The sequence below is a fragment of the Micromonospora sp. NPDC051196 genome (assembly GCF_040682415.1).
In the GTDB taxonomy this organism is placed as follows: Bacteria; Actinomycetota; Actinomycetes; order Mycobacteriales; family Micromonosporaceae; genus Micromonospora.
Genome location: NZ_JBFBAY010000009.1, coordinates 138,710 through 153,158 on the forward strand (window position 1 = coordinate 138,710; position 14,449 = coordinate 153,158).

The window sequence follows — 14,449 nt, forward strand, 5'->3', positions numbered from 1 at the left end:
GCCTGCGTTCTAAGCTTGCCCATATTTCGACATTCGTCCAGACGAGACTGAGGTGCGATCGTGGCGGACGGTACGGCTGTGGCCGGCGGCGAACAGAACAGGCCCAAGTTGGACACCGGTGTGCCGCAGACGGCTCGGATCTGGAACTACCTGCTCGGCGGCAAGGACAACTTCGCCGCCGACCGTCAGGTCGGCGACCAGATCATCACGAACCTGCCGCAGATGGCGGAGAACGCCCGGCTCTCCCGGGCCTACCTCACCCGGGCGGTGCGCTACCTGGCCGGTGAGGCTGGCATCCGGCAGTTCCTGGACATCGGCACCGGCCTGCCCACCGCCGACAACACCCACGAGGTGGCCCAGTCGGTGGACCCGCAGGCGCGCATCGTCTACGTCGACAACGACCCACTGGTGTTGACGCACGCCCGGGCGTTGCTGGTCGGCACGCCCGAGGGCGCCACCGACTACGTCGACGCGGACCTGCGGGATCCGCAGACCATCCTCCGGGAGGCGGCGCGGACGCTGGATCTGAATCAGCCGGTCGCGCTCATCCTGATGGGGATCCTCGGCCACGTCGAGTCCGACGACGAAGCGAAGTCGATCATCGACAGCGTGATGAGCGAGTTGCCGTCCGGTAGCTACCTGGCGATGTACGACGGCAGCGACACCAGCGAGGCGGTCACCGAGGCGGTGCGGATCTGGAACATCTCCGCCAACCCGAAGTACCACCTGCGCAGCCCCGAGCGGATCGCCGCGCTGTTCGACGGCCTGGAACTGGTCGAGCCCGGTGTCGTCTCGGTCACCCGATGGCGACCCGACAGCACGGATGTCGAGCCCGCCGAGATCGACCAGTACTGCGCGGTCGGCCGCAAGCCGTAACCCGGCGGGTGGCGCCGTCAACGCTGTCGGGTCGCCGTCGGAGCAACCACGATCGCCTGCCTGCTGGTGCGGGTGCGCTGGATCAGCATGACGCAGGCCAGCACCACCGCGGCGACCGCGATCGACGCCGGGGTGACCCGCTCGCCGAGCAGCAGTGCCGACCATGCCAGGGTGAGCACCGGCTGGGCGAGTTGGATCTGGCCGATCTGGGCGATGCCGCCGCGGGCCAGCCCGGCGTACCAGGCGAAGAAGCCGAGGAACATGGAGACCACGGTGAGGTAGCCGAACGCCGACCAGGCTCCGGCGTCGGCCTGTGGCGGGTTGGCCAGGGCGGCGACGGCGGTGATCGGCACCGTGGCAGGCAGCGAGAGCAGCAGGGCCCAGCAGATCGTCCGGGCGCCGCCCAGTTCGCGGGCGAGCGCGCCGCCTTCGGCGTACCCCAGGCCGGCGAGCGCGACCGCCGCGAGCAGGAACAGGTCGGCCACGGCCGGCGTACCGAGTGCCGCGCCGTTGGCGATCAGGAAGGTGAGCACCGCCAGCAGCCCGCCGGTGCTGGCGATCCAGAACAGCGGCGGTGGGCGCTCGCCGGCGCGCAGCACCGCGAACACGGCGGTCATGGCCGGCAGCACGGTGATGACGATCGCGCCGTGCGCGGCGGTCTGGGCGGTCAGCGCCAGCGAGGTGAACAGCGGAAAACCGACGACGACACCGAGGGCGACCAGTGACAACCGACGCCACTGGCCGGGGCTCGGGCGCGGCGCTCCGGTGATCCGCAGGTAGGCCCAGGCCAGCAGGGCCGCGCCGACGCAACGGCCGAAGGCGACGAACCACGGGTCGAGTTGCTGCACGGCGATCCGGGTGGCCGGCAGCGACATGCTGAACGCGAGCACACCCAGCGCGCCGAGAGTGAAGCCGGCCGCCTGACCGGGCGTTACCGTCGGCCGCGCAGTAGCGCTACTCTGATCTCTCATGAATGACGGTAACGCAAGCGGACGCGTTATCCAAGATCTGCGCCGGCTGGCAGCTTCCGCCGGACCGGGCACCCGGCTGCCGTCGGTGCGCGAGTTGACCGGCCGCCATCAGGCCTCGCCGGTCACCGTCGCCGAGGCGATCCGGCACCTCGTACGGGAAGGGCTGGTCGAGACCCGGCCCGGCCGAGGCACCTATGTCGCCGCTCGGCTGGCCGAGCCCCGCGCCGTCGACCTCTCCTGGCAGACCGTCGCCCTCGGCCCACGCCGTCCCGGCGAGGACGACATGCAGGCGTTGCTGGCGTTACCGCCCGCCGGGGCGATCCCGCTCTCCGGCGGCTATCTCGACGCGGAGTTGCAGCCTGCCGCAGCGCTCGGTGCCGCGCTCACCCGCGCCGCCCGGCAACCCGCCTCGTGGCAGCGTGGACCCGTCGAGGGACGGGCGGACCTGCGCGCCTGGTTCGCCCGCGAGGTCGGCGGCGGGCTGCGCGCCGAGGACATGGTCATCTGTCCAGGTGGGCAGGCCGCGCTGTCGACGGCGCTGCGGGCGCTCGCCGCACCCGGCGACGCCCTGCTCGTCGAATCGCCGACCTACCTGGGCACGCTGGCCGCCGCCCGGGCGGCCGGGTTGCGGGTGGTGCCGGTGCCCGCCGACGCCGACGGAGTACGACCCGACCAGCTCGCCGCCGCGTTCGCCCGCACCGGCGCCCGGCTGTTCTACTGCCAACCGCTGTACGCCAACCCGCACGGCGCGACCCTGGCCGCCCACCGCCGAGCCCAGGTCGCCGAGGCGGTACGCGACGCCGGGGCGTTCCTGATCGAGGACGACTACGCCCGCGACCTCACCATCGACGGGCCGGCCCCGCCGCCGCTGGCCGCCGACGACCCGGACGGACACGTCGTCTACCTGCGCTCGCTGACCAAATCCGCCGCACCCGGGCTGCGGGTGGCCGCGATCGGGGCACACGGCCCGGCCGGTGCCCGGCTGCGTGCGGCCCGACTGCTCGACGACTTCTTCGTCGCCGGCCCCCTGCAGCAGGCCACCATCGAGTTCGTCACCGCCCCGGCCTGGGCACGTCACCGCCGGGCGCTGCGCACCGCATTGCGGGCCCGGCGCGAGGCGCTGCTGACCGCGCTGCGCCGGCACCTGCCGGACCTCGTCGGCCAGCAGTCGGTGCCCCGTGGCGGCCTGCACCTGTGGCTCCGCCTGCCCAAGGGCACCGACGACGTCGCGCTGGCCGCCGCCGCAGCCGCCGAAGGCGTCGTCGTCTTCCCCGGAAGACCCTGGTACGCCGCCGAACCCCCGGCCGCGCACCTGCGTCTCACCTACGCCGCCGCGCCACCGGAACTGATGGACGAGGCCATCCGTCGGCTGTCCCGTGCCCTACGACAGCACACCGGGTAGGCCCCGTGCGGCAGCACCCCGGGTAGGCCCCGTGCGGCAGCGAGCGCTGCCGCACGAGCCCGCGCCCCACGACTCACAGGTCGCGGCGCCGGAACACCATCCCGGTGAGCCCGAGCACGAGCGCGACCCAGAGCCCGGCCCAGGCGAGATAGGTGAGGGTGAGCGAGGCGTCACTGAGGAACGGGTGGCCCTGCATGGCCGGGCCGAACTGCATCAGCACGGTCGGGTCCTGGAAGGCGTTCATGGCGCCGCGCCACAGCCCGTCGGTCGGCAGCAGCATCCGGGACACCGTGCCCACCCGGGCCACGCCGTCGTTGTCGAGGGCGGTGCCGAACGCGCCCACCACGCCCGCGATCCAGGTGGCCCCGAACAGGCCGACGGCCACCACGCCCGAGGCCATCGGTGAGCTGACGCTGGAAAGCAGCAGACCGAGGGTGAGCAGGACGACGGTCTGCGCGGCGAGCAGCGCCAGGCCGGTCACCGGCCCCGGCGGCCAGTAGCCCACGGTGGCCCGGACGACCAGCAGTTGGGCCAGGCCGGCCAGGGCGACGAAGCCGGCACCGAAGACCACCAGCCCCAACCACTTGCCGAGCAGCACCGCGAAGCGGCGCACCGGTCGGGCCAGGATCGCCAGTGCTGCCCCGGACTCGATGTCACCGGCCAGGGTGGGGCCGGCGAGGAACGCCGTACCGAGCGCGGCGATCAGACTCAGGCCGAACATCACCAGGTTGAGCACCATGGCCGCGACCAGTCGGGCCTCGCCGCTGGTGAGCCCACCGAACTCGGCGTCGATCCGGGAGAATCCCCAGGCGCTGAGCGCGAGCAGCACGATGCTCAGCGCGCCGAGCGAGCGCAGTACCCGCCGCCGCGCGGCCTCCTGCAAGGTGAGCGCGGCCACGGTGAGTACGGTCCGGACGGTCATCGCCGGTCACCTCCTGCACGGAGGATGGCCAGCAGCCGCTCCTCGAGACTGACCCGCCCAGGCTCGACGGCGTGTACGCGCACGCCGAGGCCGACCAGGTCGGCCACCAGGTCCGGCACGGTCCTCGGCTCCGGATCGGTCGGCAGCGTGACGGTGAACAGGTTCCCCTCCTGGGCGAGTGGACCGGCGGCGGCCAACCGGTTGCGGGCCGACTCGTCCACCCCGTCGAGTCGCAGTCGCAGCTCCCGCCGGCCGAGCAGCTCGGTGAGGGTGCCGGCGGCGGCGACCCGCCCGGAGTCCAGAATGACCACCCGGTCACAGACCCGTTCCACCTCGCCGATGAGGTGTGAGTTGAGCAGTACGGCGACGCCCCGCGCCTTGAGGGAGAGCAGCAGATCCCGCACGTCGGCCCGGCCGAGCGGATCCAGGGCGCTGGTCGGCTCGTCCAGGATGACGAGTTCCGGGCGGGCCACCAGCGCCACGGCCAACCCGAGGCGCTGCTGCATGCCCTTGGAGAAGCCGCCCACCCGGTCATCGGCCCGGTCGGCCAGACCGACGGCGGCCAGGCACTCCTGCCGCTCCTGCTGCGGCACCCCGGCGCCGGCGAGCCGGACGTGCAGGGCCAGCACCTCGGCTGCGGTCAGCCACGGCTGGTACCGGAACAGCTCCGGCAGGTAGCCGACCCGGGCCCGGGACCGCGGGTCGCGTGCCGGCCGGCCGAGCAGCAGCACCTCACCCGAGTCGGGCCGGACCAGACCGAGCAGGATCTTGATGACGCTGGTCTTGCCGGCGCCGTTGGGGCCCAGCAGCCCCACCACCTCACCCCGGTCGACGGTGAAGGAAACATCGTCGACCGCGCTGCGTCGCCGGTACCGCTTGCGCAGCCCCGAGCACCACACCGCCGGCGCGGGTGGCAACTCGGCCACCAACCGCCCCGCCGCACCGAGAGAAGCCTCGTTTACCTGCCCGGCGGGTGGGTCGCTTCGGACGGTGTCGGGGCCGGTCATCGGTCCCACCGCAGCCCGCGCGCCACCGACAGCACCTCGTCGGCGCTCAGCGGCCCGGCCACCGCGGTGACCGTCGCGTCGTCGACCCAGACCACCCCGGCCAGTACGCCGTCGCGCGAGGTGAGCACGGTGGCCGGCGTTCCGTGGACGTCGGCGGTGGTGGCGGTCAGATAGCGGGCGTTCACCGGCAGCGGCAACGTCGTACCGTCGCCGGTGAAGTTGCGTAGCTGGGACGCGACGTTCTCCGGCAGACCCGGCAGGGACAGCAGATAGTCCAGGGCCGTGGAGAACTCGATTCCCGAGGAGTACGCGGTCGGCGCGGCCATCCGCGCCACGATCAGGTTCGGCACCCCGCGTTCGGCCGCCCACACCGCGGCGACCCCCGGGCCGGCGCTCAACCGGAACTGGCTGCCGTCGAGACCGGCGGGCGGTTCCGGCAGCGGTTCGCCCGCCGCGGCGGCCGTGCGCGCCGCCTTCTCCACCGAGAAGGTGAACACCGCACTGGTGCGGTCACCGACCTGGAACGTGGGCTCGCCCGTCACGCCCCGAGGCAGTTGGTCGACCCGAGGCAGGGTCAGGCCGCTGATCCGCTGCGCCTCGGCGGCGTCGGCGACCTGGCGTACGTCGGCCGGCTCGGTCATCTCGACGTCGCCGTACGCCGACAGGTCAGGCAGCGCGACCAGGTCGGCCTGGGCGATCGTGACCGGGGCGATCCGCTCGGTGTGGAAGATCTGCAACCAGTTGCCGGCCGCTGCGGCACCGGCCCCGCCCACCAGGGCGAGGACGGCGACGGCGGCGACCACCGGGCTGCGCAGCGCGGCCCGCCACCGCCGTGCCCGGGGGGCGGCGGGCGTCCGTCGGCGGCCGGTGTCGCCGACGGTACCGCTCAGCCGCTGCCAGCCCGCGTCGACGTCGACGTCCGGCGGCCCGGCCAACGCCGCTGCGACGATCGTCGCGTCCTGTTGGGCGGCGGCCAGCGCGGACAGGCAGACCGGGCAGTGCGCGACGTGCTCGCGGTCGGCGTCGGCGACACCGGCCGGCTCGTCCAGGAGCCGGCGAAGGGTGCCGTCAGTCGGATGACGCATGACGGTTCAACTCCTTGCGTAGGGCGGACTCGGCGCGGCGTACGGTGGTGCCGACGCTGCCGGGGGAGAGGTCGAGGGCGGCCGCGACCTCGGCGTAGCTGAGACCGCTGTGCCGCAGCAGCAGGGCGACGGCCTGCCGGCGGGGCAGCCGGGCCAGCGCCACCCGCACCTGCCGGCGCTCGTCGCGGGTGACCACCGCGTCGGCGACGTCGGGGCTCACGGCTTGCGGGTCACCGGCGAACTGTTCCCGGGCGGCGCGTCGACGGCGGGACCGGACCTGGTTCAGCGCGGTGTGCGCCGCGGCGACCGACAGCCAGCCCACCGCCTGCCCGGCCGGCACCGAGGAACGCCCGAAGGCGAGAAACACCTCCTGCGCCACGTCCTCGGCCTCGACGCGGGAGCCGAGTACCCGGGCGGCGACCCCGACGATCCGGGGATAACAGGCCCGAAAGACCTGTTCGAGGTCGGCGCGGACCCCGTCCCGTCCGGCGGCGGCCGACCTGACCACGCCGTCCTCCCCCCGCGCGATTCGCCCTGCGGACCCGTCGTGGCCGCGCCCGGACCGGACCGTCGGTACGGTGGTCATCCGACCCGGCGCGACGAGACCAGCTTCCTCCTCCATACCTAGGAAGCACCGCCGACGACCCGGAAGTGACACCGGTCCGCGAATCTCGCCGGTCAGTCGCCGCGCCCACCGGCGGGCCGCCTCGTGCGCAGCGCGAACGGGTAGCGCGGCAGTGTTCGCCGCGCTACCCGTGCCGTTGCGGAGCCGCCTATCGGCGCTGGGCCGTCGCCCGCAGGTCGAAACGGTCGAGGTTCATGACCTTGACCCAGGCCGCGACGAAGTCCTGGACGAACTTCTCCTGCCCGTCGGTGCTGGCGTAGACCTCCGCGATGCCGCGCAGCTGGGAGTTCGCCCCGAAGACCAGGTCGACGGCGGTGGCCGTCCAGACGAGGTCGCCGGTGACCCGGTTGCGGCCCTCGTAGACGTTCTCGGTCGAGGCGGACACCTTCCACCGGGTGTCGATGTCGAGCAGGTTGACGAAGAAGTCGTTGGTCAACATCTCGGGCCGGTCGGTGAGCACCCCGTGTTGCGCCTGTCCCGTGTTGGCGTTGAGTGCCCGCAGGCCGCCGATCAGGGCGGTCATCTCGGGTGCGGTCAGCGTCAACAGGTTGGCCCGGTCCAGCAGCAGCGTCTCCGGCGACAGCTTCTGACCCTCCCGTACGTAGTTGCGGAATCCGTCCGCCCTCGGTTCGAGCACGGTGAACGCCTGGACGTCGGTCTGTTCCTGGCTGGCGTCCGTACGGCCGGGTGCGAACGGGACCGTGACGTCGTACCCGGCGCTGCGGGCCGCCTGCTCGATGGCGGCGCTTCCGCCGAGCACGATCACGTCCGCCAGGGAGACCCGCTTGCCACCGGACTGCCCCGCGTTGAAATCCTCCTGCACCCGCTGGAGCACCGGCAGTACCGTGGCTAGCTCGGTCGGGTCGTTGACCGCCCAGTTCCGCTGCGGCTCAAGGCGGATCCGCGCCCCGTTCGCCCCGCCCCGTTGGTCGGTGCCGCGGAAGCTCGCCGCCGAGGCCCACGCCGTACGGACCAGTTGGGCGACGGTCAGCCCGGAGGCGAGCAGGGCGGCCTTGAGGGTGTCGATGTCGGCGGCGTCGACCAGTTCGTGGTCGACCGGCGGCACCGGGTCCTGCCACAGCTGCGGCTCGGCCACCCACGGCCCGAGGTAGCGCGACAGCGGTCCCATGTCCCGGTGCAGCAGCTTGTACCAGGCCTTCGCGAACGCCTCCGCGAGCTGGTCGGGGTGTTCATGGAAGCGTCGTGAGATCTGTTCGTACGCCGGATCGGCGCGTAGCGCGATGTCGCTGGTGGCCATCATCGGGGCGTACCGGATCGAGGGGTCGTGGGCGGACGGCACGGCGTCGGCGGCGGCGCCGTTCCTGGGTCGCCACTGCTTCGCGCCGGCCGGACTCTCGTGCACCTCCCACTCGTACCCGAAGAGGGTGTCGAAGTAGCTGTTGTCCCAGGTGATCGGGGTGGGCGTCCAGGCGCCCTCCAGGCCGCTGGTGATGGTGTCGTTGCCCTTGCCGGTGCCGAAGCTGTTGCGCCAGCCCAGCCCCTGCTCCTCCAGCGGCGCGCCCTCCGGCTCGGGCCCGAGGTAGCTGGCGGGCGCGGCGCCGTGGGTCTTGCCGAAGGTGTGACCGCCGGCGATGAGGGCGACGGTCTCCTCGTCGTTCATCGCCATCCGCCGGAAGGTCTCCCGGATGTCCCGGGCGGACGCCAACGGGTCCGGAGTGCCGTTGGGGCCCTCCGGGTTGACGTAGATCAGTCCCATCTGCACCGCGCCGAGCGGGCCGGACAGTTCCCGGTCGCCGCTGTAGCGTTCGTCGCCGAGCCAGGTGTCCTCCGGGCCCCAGAAGATCTCCTCCGGCTCCCAGACGTCATCGCGTCCGAAGCCGAAGCCGAAGGTCTTGAAGCCCATCGACTCCAGCGCGCAGTTGCCGGCGAAGACCAGCAGGTCGGCCCAGGAGATCTGCCGGCCGTACTTCTGCTTGACCGGCCAGAGCAGCCGGCGGGCCTTGTCCAGGTTGGCGTTGTCGGGCCAACTGTTGAGCGGGGCGAAGCGTTGCGCGCCGTCGCCGGCACCGCCCCGACCGTCCTCGATCCGGTACGTGCCGGCGGAGTGCCAGCTCATCCGGATGAACAACGGCCCGTAGTGGCCGTAGTCCGCCGGCCACCACTCCTGCGACGTGGTCATCACCTCGAAGACGTCGCGTTTGAGCGCCTCGACATCGAGGCCGGCGAACTCCGCCGCGTAGTCGAAGCTCGCCCCCAGCGGGTTGCCCCGGGGCGAGTGCTGATGCAGGACCTGGAGGTTCAGCTGGTTGGGCCACCAGTCCTGATTCGTCTTCGGTCGACCCGGCTTCGGCGCCGGGGAGGGGATTACCGGGTTCTCGCTTTCGGACACGTCTCTCCTCTTCAAACGGGTTCTCGCCTATGTCAACTGGCCGTCCCGGTCACGAGTCACTGCGTGCCGGGCCAGGATGCGTCCGCTGCGGCAGTCGCCTTCGGTAGCGTTGCGCACGCCGTGCCCGCGCCGCCGGTGGACGCCGAAATCGACGCCCGCTCGGTGACGGGCGTCCACCCCGATGCGTAGGAGACCGAAACGTGAATCCGTCTGAGCTACCCGCGTCGCCGGTACGCCAGTTGCGGCTCGTGGTCGAGGCCGACGACTACGAGGCGGCGGTCCGCTTCTACCGCGACGTGCTCGGCCTACCCGAGCAGGCGGCCTACTCCGGCGAGGACGACGCCCGGGTGGTGATCCTGGACGCCGGCCGCGCCACCCTGGAGATCGCCAACCCGGCGCAGAAGCGAATGATCGACGAGGTCGAGGTCGGACAGCAGGTCGCCCCCCGACTGCGCGTGGCGTTCGAGGTCGACGACACCGCCACCACCACCGACCGCCTGGTCGCCGCCGGCGCCACCCAGGTCGCCCCGCCCACCACCACCCCCTGGCACTCGGTCAACGCCCGCCTGGACGCCCCCGCCGACCTCCACATCACCGTCTTCCAAGAACTGCACACCCCCGACGAACGCGCCACCCTGGACGGTTTCACCACCAACCCCTAACCGCCCACCCCGGGGGACCCGTCGCTGTTGCTCAAGAGGTTTGCGTCTCGGGTATGCGCTTCCCGAGACCAAACCTCTTGATCAACAGGGCGGGAGGCGGTCGGGGTGGGGGAGCCAGGGGGTGAGGGTGTCGGGGTTGGCAATGGACTGGCGGATCTGTTCGCGTTCCGGGGCGGTCAGCGACAGCGCGCGTAGCCGGTCGCCCCAGGCGGGCAGCAGATCGAGTTTGCCCAGCGCGGTCGACAACTCGATGAGCGCGGCGAGTGCCAACGCCTGCTCCACGGCAGGGGCCTCGTCGCCGTGGCGGCGCAGTCCGGAGTTCAGCGCCCGGAAGGCGGCCTGGTCGTCGCCCTTGAACTCGCGCAGGATACGGGCGTTGTCGAGCACCCGGGCCAGACCGGCCAGCTCCTTCGACCCGCCGTACTCCACCTCGACCGGCTCGTCGCGGCGAATGAAGGTGACGGTGTTGCCGGACGGGTCGACGACGCTGAACCGGGACGCGCCGGGCCGGTAGCGGGTGATCCGGGGCAACCCCTGGGACAGCACCTTGCCGTACGTGCCGCGCATCCCCGCGACGAACGCGGCATGGTACGGCGCGACCGTGTCGACCATCACCAGGCAGCCGACGGTCTGTCCGGCCGGGTCGAATCCGCCCGGCGGACGGCCGTAGTGCAGTTCGAAGCCGCTGAACCGGAAGGCCAGGTACAGGTACGGCTTGCGTTGCTCCCAGGTCACCGCGAAGCCGAGTGCCCGCCAGAAGGTGATCGTCTCGTCCACCGCCGCGCAGGGCAGCAGTGGCACGGTGGTCTCGTTCGGCGTTATCCGTTCCTCGGTCGTCTTCACCCGTACCCCCGGTTCCGGTCGATGTCCTGACCAGTCTGACCCGCCCACGTCGTAGTACCGCGGTCCCGGAGGGATGAGCCCCGGTCGCCGGGTCTGATCTGCGCTCGGGTGGGCCTCGCGGCAACCGATGCGCATCGATGTCTTGACAGTGCGAGGGTGGCCGTCAACACTTGCGAAACAAGCCGATAACAGTGATTCCGGCGGGTTGCCGGTGGCTGTTGTTAACGCTCACAAGCGTCCCGGCCGTGCATTGCCGTCCCTGGACCCCGCCGGCGAGGAGAGCAACGGATGTCGAGAGTTCTGGGTCGGATGAGTGCGCTGCTCGCCGCCGCCTGCCTGCTGTTGCTACCCGCCGCGCAGGCACCCCACGCCGAGGCCGCCGCACAGGGAGCGGACGCCGAGGCTGCGGCGCTGGACCCGTTCACCGGGTACCTGATGGCGCACTTCACCGGGGAGTCCGCCAACGGCGAGCAGATCTACCTGGCCCACAGCCGCGACGGGCTGACCTGGCGCGACCTGAACAACGGCGGACCCGTCCTGCTTTCCACCCTCGGTACGCGTGGTGTCCGCGACCCCGCGCTGGTCCGCTCGCCCGCCGGTGACCGGTACTGGATCGTCGCCACCGACCTGCGCATCGCCAGCGGCACCTCGTGGAACGACGCCGCCAACCGGGGCAGCACCTCCCTGGTGGTGTGGGAGTCGCGCGACCTGGTGAACTGGTCCACCCCCTGGTTGATCAACGTGGCGGGCGCGATCCCCGGCGCGGGCAACGCCTGGGCGCCGGAGGCCATCTACAACCAGGCGACCGGCGACTACGTCATCTACTGGGCGACGAACTCCCCGCGCAACGGTGTCACCAAGCACCGGATCTGGTACGTGCGCACGACCGACTTCCGTACCTTCACCGCCCCGCAGCTGTACATCGAGCGTCCGAGCGGCGGCCAGGGCATCATCGACACCCAGATCATCGAGGTGCCCAACAGCGTCGGCGGCTACCGCTACTACCGGGCCTCCGCCGACGGGCACATCGCGATCGAGGCCAGCAACTCGATCCTCGGCACCTGGACCAGCCTGGGCAACCTGTCCCACCTGGGCATCTCCAACGGCACCGGCGGCGGCAACGTCGTCGAGGGGCCGATGTGGATGCAGTTCAACGGCCGCGACGAGTGGGCGTTGTATCTCGACCAGTACGCCACCGGCCGGGGCTACCTGCCCATCACCTCGACGAACCTGGGCAGCGTGCACAACTTCCGGACCAGGTCCGACTACAACATGGGGGCCAGCCGTAAGCGGCACGGCTCGATTCTCAACCTGACCGCCGCCGAGGAGAGCCGGGTGCTCGCCCGCTGGCCCAGCAACGCCCCGGTGCACCGGATCCAGGCGTACACCCATCAGGATCGCTACGTACGGCACGCCAACTACGACGTACGCATCGACGCGAACGTCAACCCCGGCCAGGACGCCCAGTTCCGGGTGGTGCCGGGCCTGGCCAACAACGTCGGGTACGTGTCGTTCGAGTCGGTCAACTATCCCGGCTACTACCTGCGGCACTACGGCTTCGACTTCGTGCTGGCGGCCAATGACGGCAGTTCGGTCTTCGCCGCCGACGCCACCTTCCGGCAGGTCGCCGGGCTGGGCAACAGCGGCTGGTCGTCGTTCCAGTCGTACAACTACCCCGACCGGTACATCCGGCACTACGACTACCAGCTGCGCCTCGATCCGATCACCGACACGCAGGGCCGTAACGACGCAACGTTCCGGTTGATGTCGTGACTTTCAGCCACCCTGCCTGAGTTGTGGCGGCCGGTCGGGCTCGTACGATTGCGCAGGAGATCGCGCAGCGGCGGCGGGAGAGGTCATGGGTAAAGGCATCTACGTGCAGGAACTGCCGGGCATCGGTAAACGCTACGACGTCGACCTGGGCAGCAAAACCCAACGGATCTCGATCGTCGTACGCCGTGACGGTGCCCGGGACCTGTACGTCTTCGCCGCCGGCGCGGACGATCCGGTGGCGGTGATCGAGATGTCGGAGGAGCAGGCCCGCAAGGTGGGCGCGCTGCTGACCGGCACGTACTTCTCCGACTAGTCGGTCCTGCCGCGGGCCCGGGTGTGACCTCGACGGCCCGCGTCGCCCCGCCCCTGCCCGTCGAGTCCACCCGGGAGTCCTCACCGTGCACGCCGACCTCGTGGGCTTCGGTGCCCTTGTGCTGATCGCGGGCCTGCTGGCCCGCTTCGGTCGCCGGATCAACCTGCCCACGGTGCCGTTCTTCATGCTCGCCGGCATCCTGCTCGGCCCGGGTACCCCGGGCCCGGTGCTGGTTCCCCATCCCGAGGATCTGGGTCTGCTCGCCTCGCTGGGCCTGGTCCTGCTGCTGTTCCATCTCGGCGTCGAGTTTCCAGTGGAGCAGGTGCTCGGCAGCGGCAAGCGACTGTTCGTGGCGGCCGGCGCGTACATCGGTCTCAACATCGGCGCCGGTCTGATCTTCGGGTTCGCGCTCGGCTGGGGCGGCTACGAGGCGTTCGTGATAGCCGGGGCGTTGGGCATCTCCTCGTCGGCCATCGCCACCAAGCTGCTCATCGAGCTACGTCGGTTGGCCAACGCGGAAACCCCGGTCATTCTCGGCATCATCGTGATCGAGGACCTGTTCCTCGCGCTGTACCTGGCGCTGCTGTCGCCGCTGTTGTCGGGCGCCGGGTCGGCGGGGGAACTGGCGCTGCGCATCGGGCTCAGCTTCGCGTACCTGGTGGCGCTCTTCGCCGTGGCCCGGTACGGTGCCCGGCTGGTCGGCAAGATCATTGACAGCAACGAGGACGAGCTGCTGGCCATCCTGATGGTCGGGCTGGTGGTGCTGGTGGCCGGCATCTCGGCCGAGATCGGCGTCTCCGACGCGATCGGTGCCCTGATGATCGGTCTGGTGGTGGCCCGTACTCCCATCCGGGAACGGGTGGAACGGCTGGTCCTGCCGCTGCGTGACGTCTTCGCGGCGGTGTTCTTCGTGGCGTTCGGGCTCAGCATCAACGTCAGCGCGATCGGCTCGGTGGCCCTGCCGGTGCTGCTGGCCGTCCTGCTGACCGTGGTGACCAATGTGCTCGCCGGTCTGATCGCCGGTCGGTTGTTCGGGCTCAACCAACGTGGCGCGGCAAACGTGGGCCTGACCGTGCTGGGCCGTGGCGAGTTCTCCCTGATCCTGGCCACTCTCGCGCTCGCCGCCGGCCTGGACGCCCGCCTCGGCCCGTTCATCGCCCTGTACGTGCTGGTGCTGGCCGTGGCAAGCCCGCTGCTCGCGGCCAACTCCCGCTACCTGGCGCGGATCATCCCCGACCGGCTGCTGCACGGCAGTTGGCGGTACGTGCGGGAAGAGACCATCAGCACCGCCTGCACCCACCTGGACCGGATCAACATCACCGAGTCCGACGCCGAGGCGTGCCCGCAGTGCGTGGAGTCCGGCGACGACTGGGTGCAGTTGCGGATGTGCCTGACCTGCGGAGCGGTGGGCTGTTGCAGCGACTCGGTCAACAGCCACGCCGAGCAGCACTACCGGCAGACCGGCCACCCGTTGATCCGGTCGTTGGAGCCCGGCGAGCACTGGCGCTACTGCTACATCGACGGTGCCCTGGTCCGCGAGCCGATGGGCGCGACCCGGGAGTAGGTGCTGCCGCCGCGTGGCGCCACCGCGGCCCGCCTGCACGGCCGCCGCCGGCCCGT

Annotated in this window: 13 protein-coding genes; 6 read left to right on the forward strand and 7 right to left on the reverse strand. The window is 71.3% G+C overall.

Features of this window, described 5'->3' with window-relative positions:
* Positions 1-60 precede the first annotated feature (60 nt).
* On the forward strand, positions 61-876 hold the full coding sequence (locus AB0M35_RS18755) for an SAM-dependent methyltransferase (RefSeq protein WP_363746814.1): 816 nt from the start codon (positions 61-63) through the stop codon (positions 874-876).
* Between the two features lie 17 nt (positions 877-893).
* Here AB0M35_RS18755 and AB0M35_RS18760 read toward each other — a convergent pair whose 3' ends face one another.
* A complete protein-coding gene (locus AB0M35_RS18760) occupies positions 894-1,847 on the reverse strand; it encodes a DMT family transporter (protein WP_363746815.1) in 954 nt (317 codons plus the stop codon).
* On the opposite strand from AB0M35_RS18760, the gene AB0M35_RS18765 reads away from it, so the two are divergent.
* Complete coding sequence (locus AB0M35_RS18765) at positions 1,846-3,249, forward strand: PLP-dependent aminotransferase family protein (RefSeq protein ID WP_363746816.1); 1,404 nt, start codon at positions 1,846-1,848, stop codon at positions 3,247-3,249. The two genes, AB0M35_RS18760 and AB0M35_RS18765, sit on opposite strands and share 2 nt — an antisense overlap.
* A 73-nt stretch (positions 3,250-3,322) precedes the next feature.
* Here AB0M35_RS18765 and AB0M35_RS18770 read toward each other — a convergent pair whose 3' ends face one another.
* From AB0M35_RS18770 to katG, 5 genes are all read right to left on the reverse strand, one after another.
* Positions 3,323-4,171: an ABC transporter permease subunit gene (locus tag AB0M35_RS18770; protein ID WP_363746817.1), complete on the reverse strand. Its 849-nt coding sequence runs from the start codon at positions 4,169-4,171 to the stop codon at positions 3,323-3,325.
* Complete coding sequence (locus AB0M35_RS18775) at positions 4,168-5,178, reverse strand: ABC transporter ATP-binding protein (RefSeq protein WP_363746818.1); 1,011 nt, start codon at positions 5,176-5,178, stop codon at positions 4,168-4,170. Before AB0M35_RS18775 ends, AB0M35_RS18770 begins: the two co-directional genes overlap by 4 nt.
* A complete protein-coding gene (locus AB0M35_RS18780) occupies positions 5,175-6,263 on the reverse strand; it encodes a hypothetical protein (protein WP_363746819.1) in 1,089 nt (362 codons plus the stop codon). The genes AB0M35_RS18775 and AB0M35_RS18780 overlap by 4 nt, the downstream gene beginning before the upstream one ends.
* Positions 6,247-6,771: a sigma-70 family RNA polymerase sigma factor gene (locus AB0M35_RS18785; RefSeq protein ID WP_363746820.1), complete on the reverse strand. Its 525-nt coding sequence runs from the start codon at positions 6,769-6,771 to the stop codon at positions 6,247-6,249. Before AB0M35_RS18785 ends, AB0M35_RS18780 begins: the two co-directional genes overlap by 17 nt.
* Before the next feature lie 265 nt (positions 6,772-7,036).
* Positions 7,037-9,238, reverse strand: a complete 2,202-nt coding sequence (katG, locus tag AB0M35_RS18790) for a catalase/peroxidase HPI (protein ID WP_363746821.1) — start codon at positions 9,236-9,238, stop codon at positions 7,037-7,039.
* A 200-nt stretch (positions 9,239-9,438) separates the two neighbouring features.
* On the opposite strand from katG, the gene AB0M35_RS18795 reads away from it, so the two are divergent.
* Positions 9,439-9,900, forward strand: a complete 462-nt coding sequence (locus AB0M35_RS18795; protein ID WP_363746822.1) for a VOC family protein — start codon at positions 9,439-9,441, stop codon at positions 9,898-9,900.
* A gap of 81 nt (positions 9,901-9,981) precedes the next feature.
* Here AB0M35_RS18795 and AB0M35_RS18800 read toward each other — a convergent pair whose 3' ends face one another.
* Positions 9,982-10,743 (reverse strand): glyoxalase, encoded by a 762-nt coding sequence (locus AB0M35_RS18800; RefSeq protein ID WP_363746823.1) that lies wholly within the window; start codon positions 10,741-10,743, stop codon positions 9,982-9,984.
* 288 nt (positions 10,744-11,031) lie between these two features.
* Here AB0M35_RS18800 and AB0M35_RS18805 point away from each other — a divergent pair, with 288 nt between their 5' ends.
* The 3 genes from AB0M35_RS18805 to AB0M35_RS18815 all read left to right on the forward strand — a co-directional run bounded on the left by AB0M35_RS18805 (position 11,032) and on the right by AB0M35_RS18815 (position 14,393).
* The gene (locus AB0M35_RS18805) at positions 11,032-12,516 is read left to right on the forward strand and encodes a glycoside hydrolase family 43 protein (protein WP_363746824.1); all 1,485 of its coding nucleotides are present in this window, start codon (positions 11,032-11,034) and stop codon (positions 12,514-12,516) included.
* 85 nt (positions 12,517-12,601) lie between these two features.
* Positions 12,602-12,829 (forward strand): potassium transporter TrkA, encoded by a 228-nt coding sequence (locus AB0M35_RS18810; RefSeq protein ID WP_203221421.1) that lies wholly within the window; start codon positions 12,602-12,604, stop codon positions 12,827-12,829.
* An 85-nt stretch (positions 12,830-12,914) separates the two neighbouring features.
* On the forward strand, positions 12,915-14,393 hold the full coding sequence (locus tag AB0M35_RS18815; protein ID WP_363746825.1) for a cation:proton antiporter: 1,479 nt from the start codon (positions 12,915-12,917) through the stop codon (positions 14,391-14,393).
* Positions 14,394-14,449: the final 56 nt, after the last annotated feature.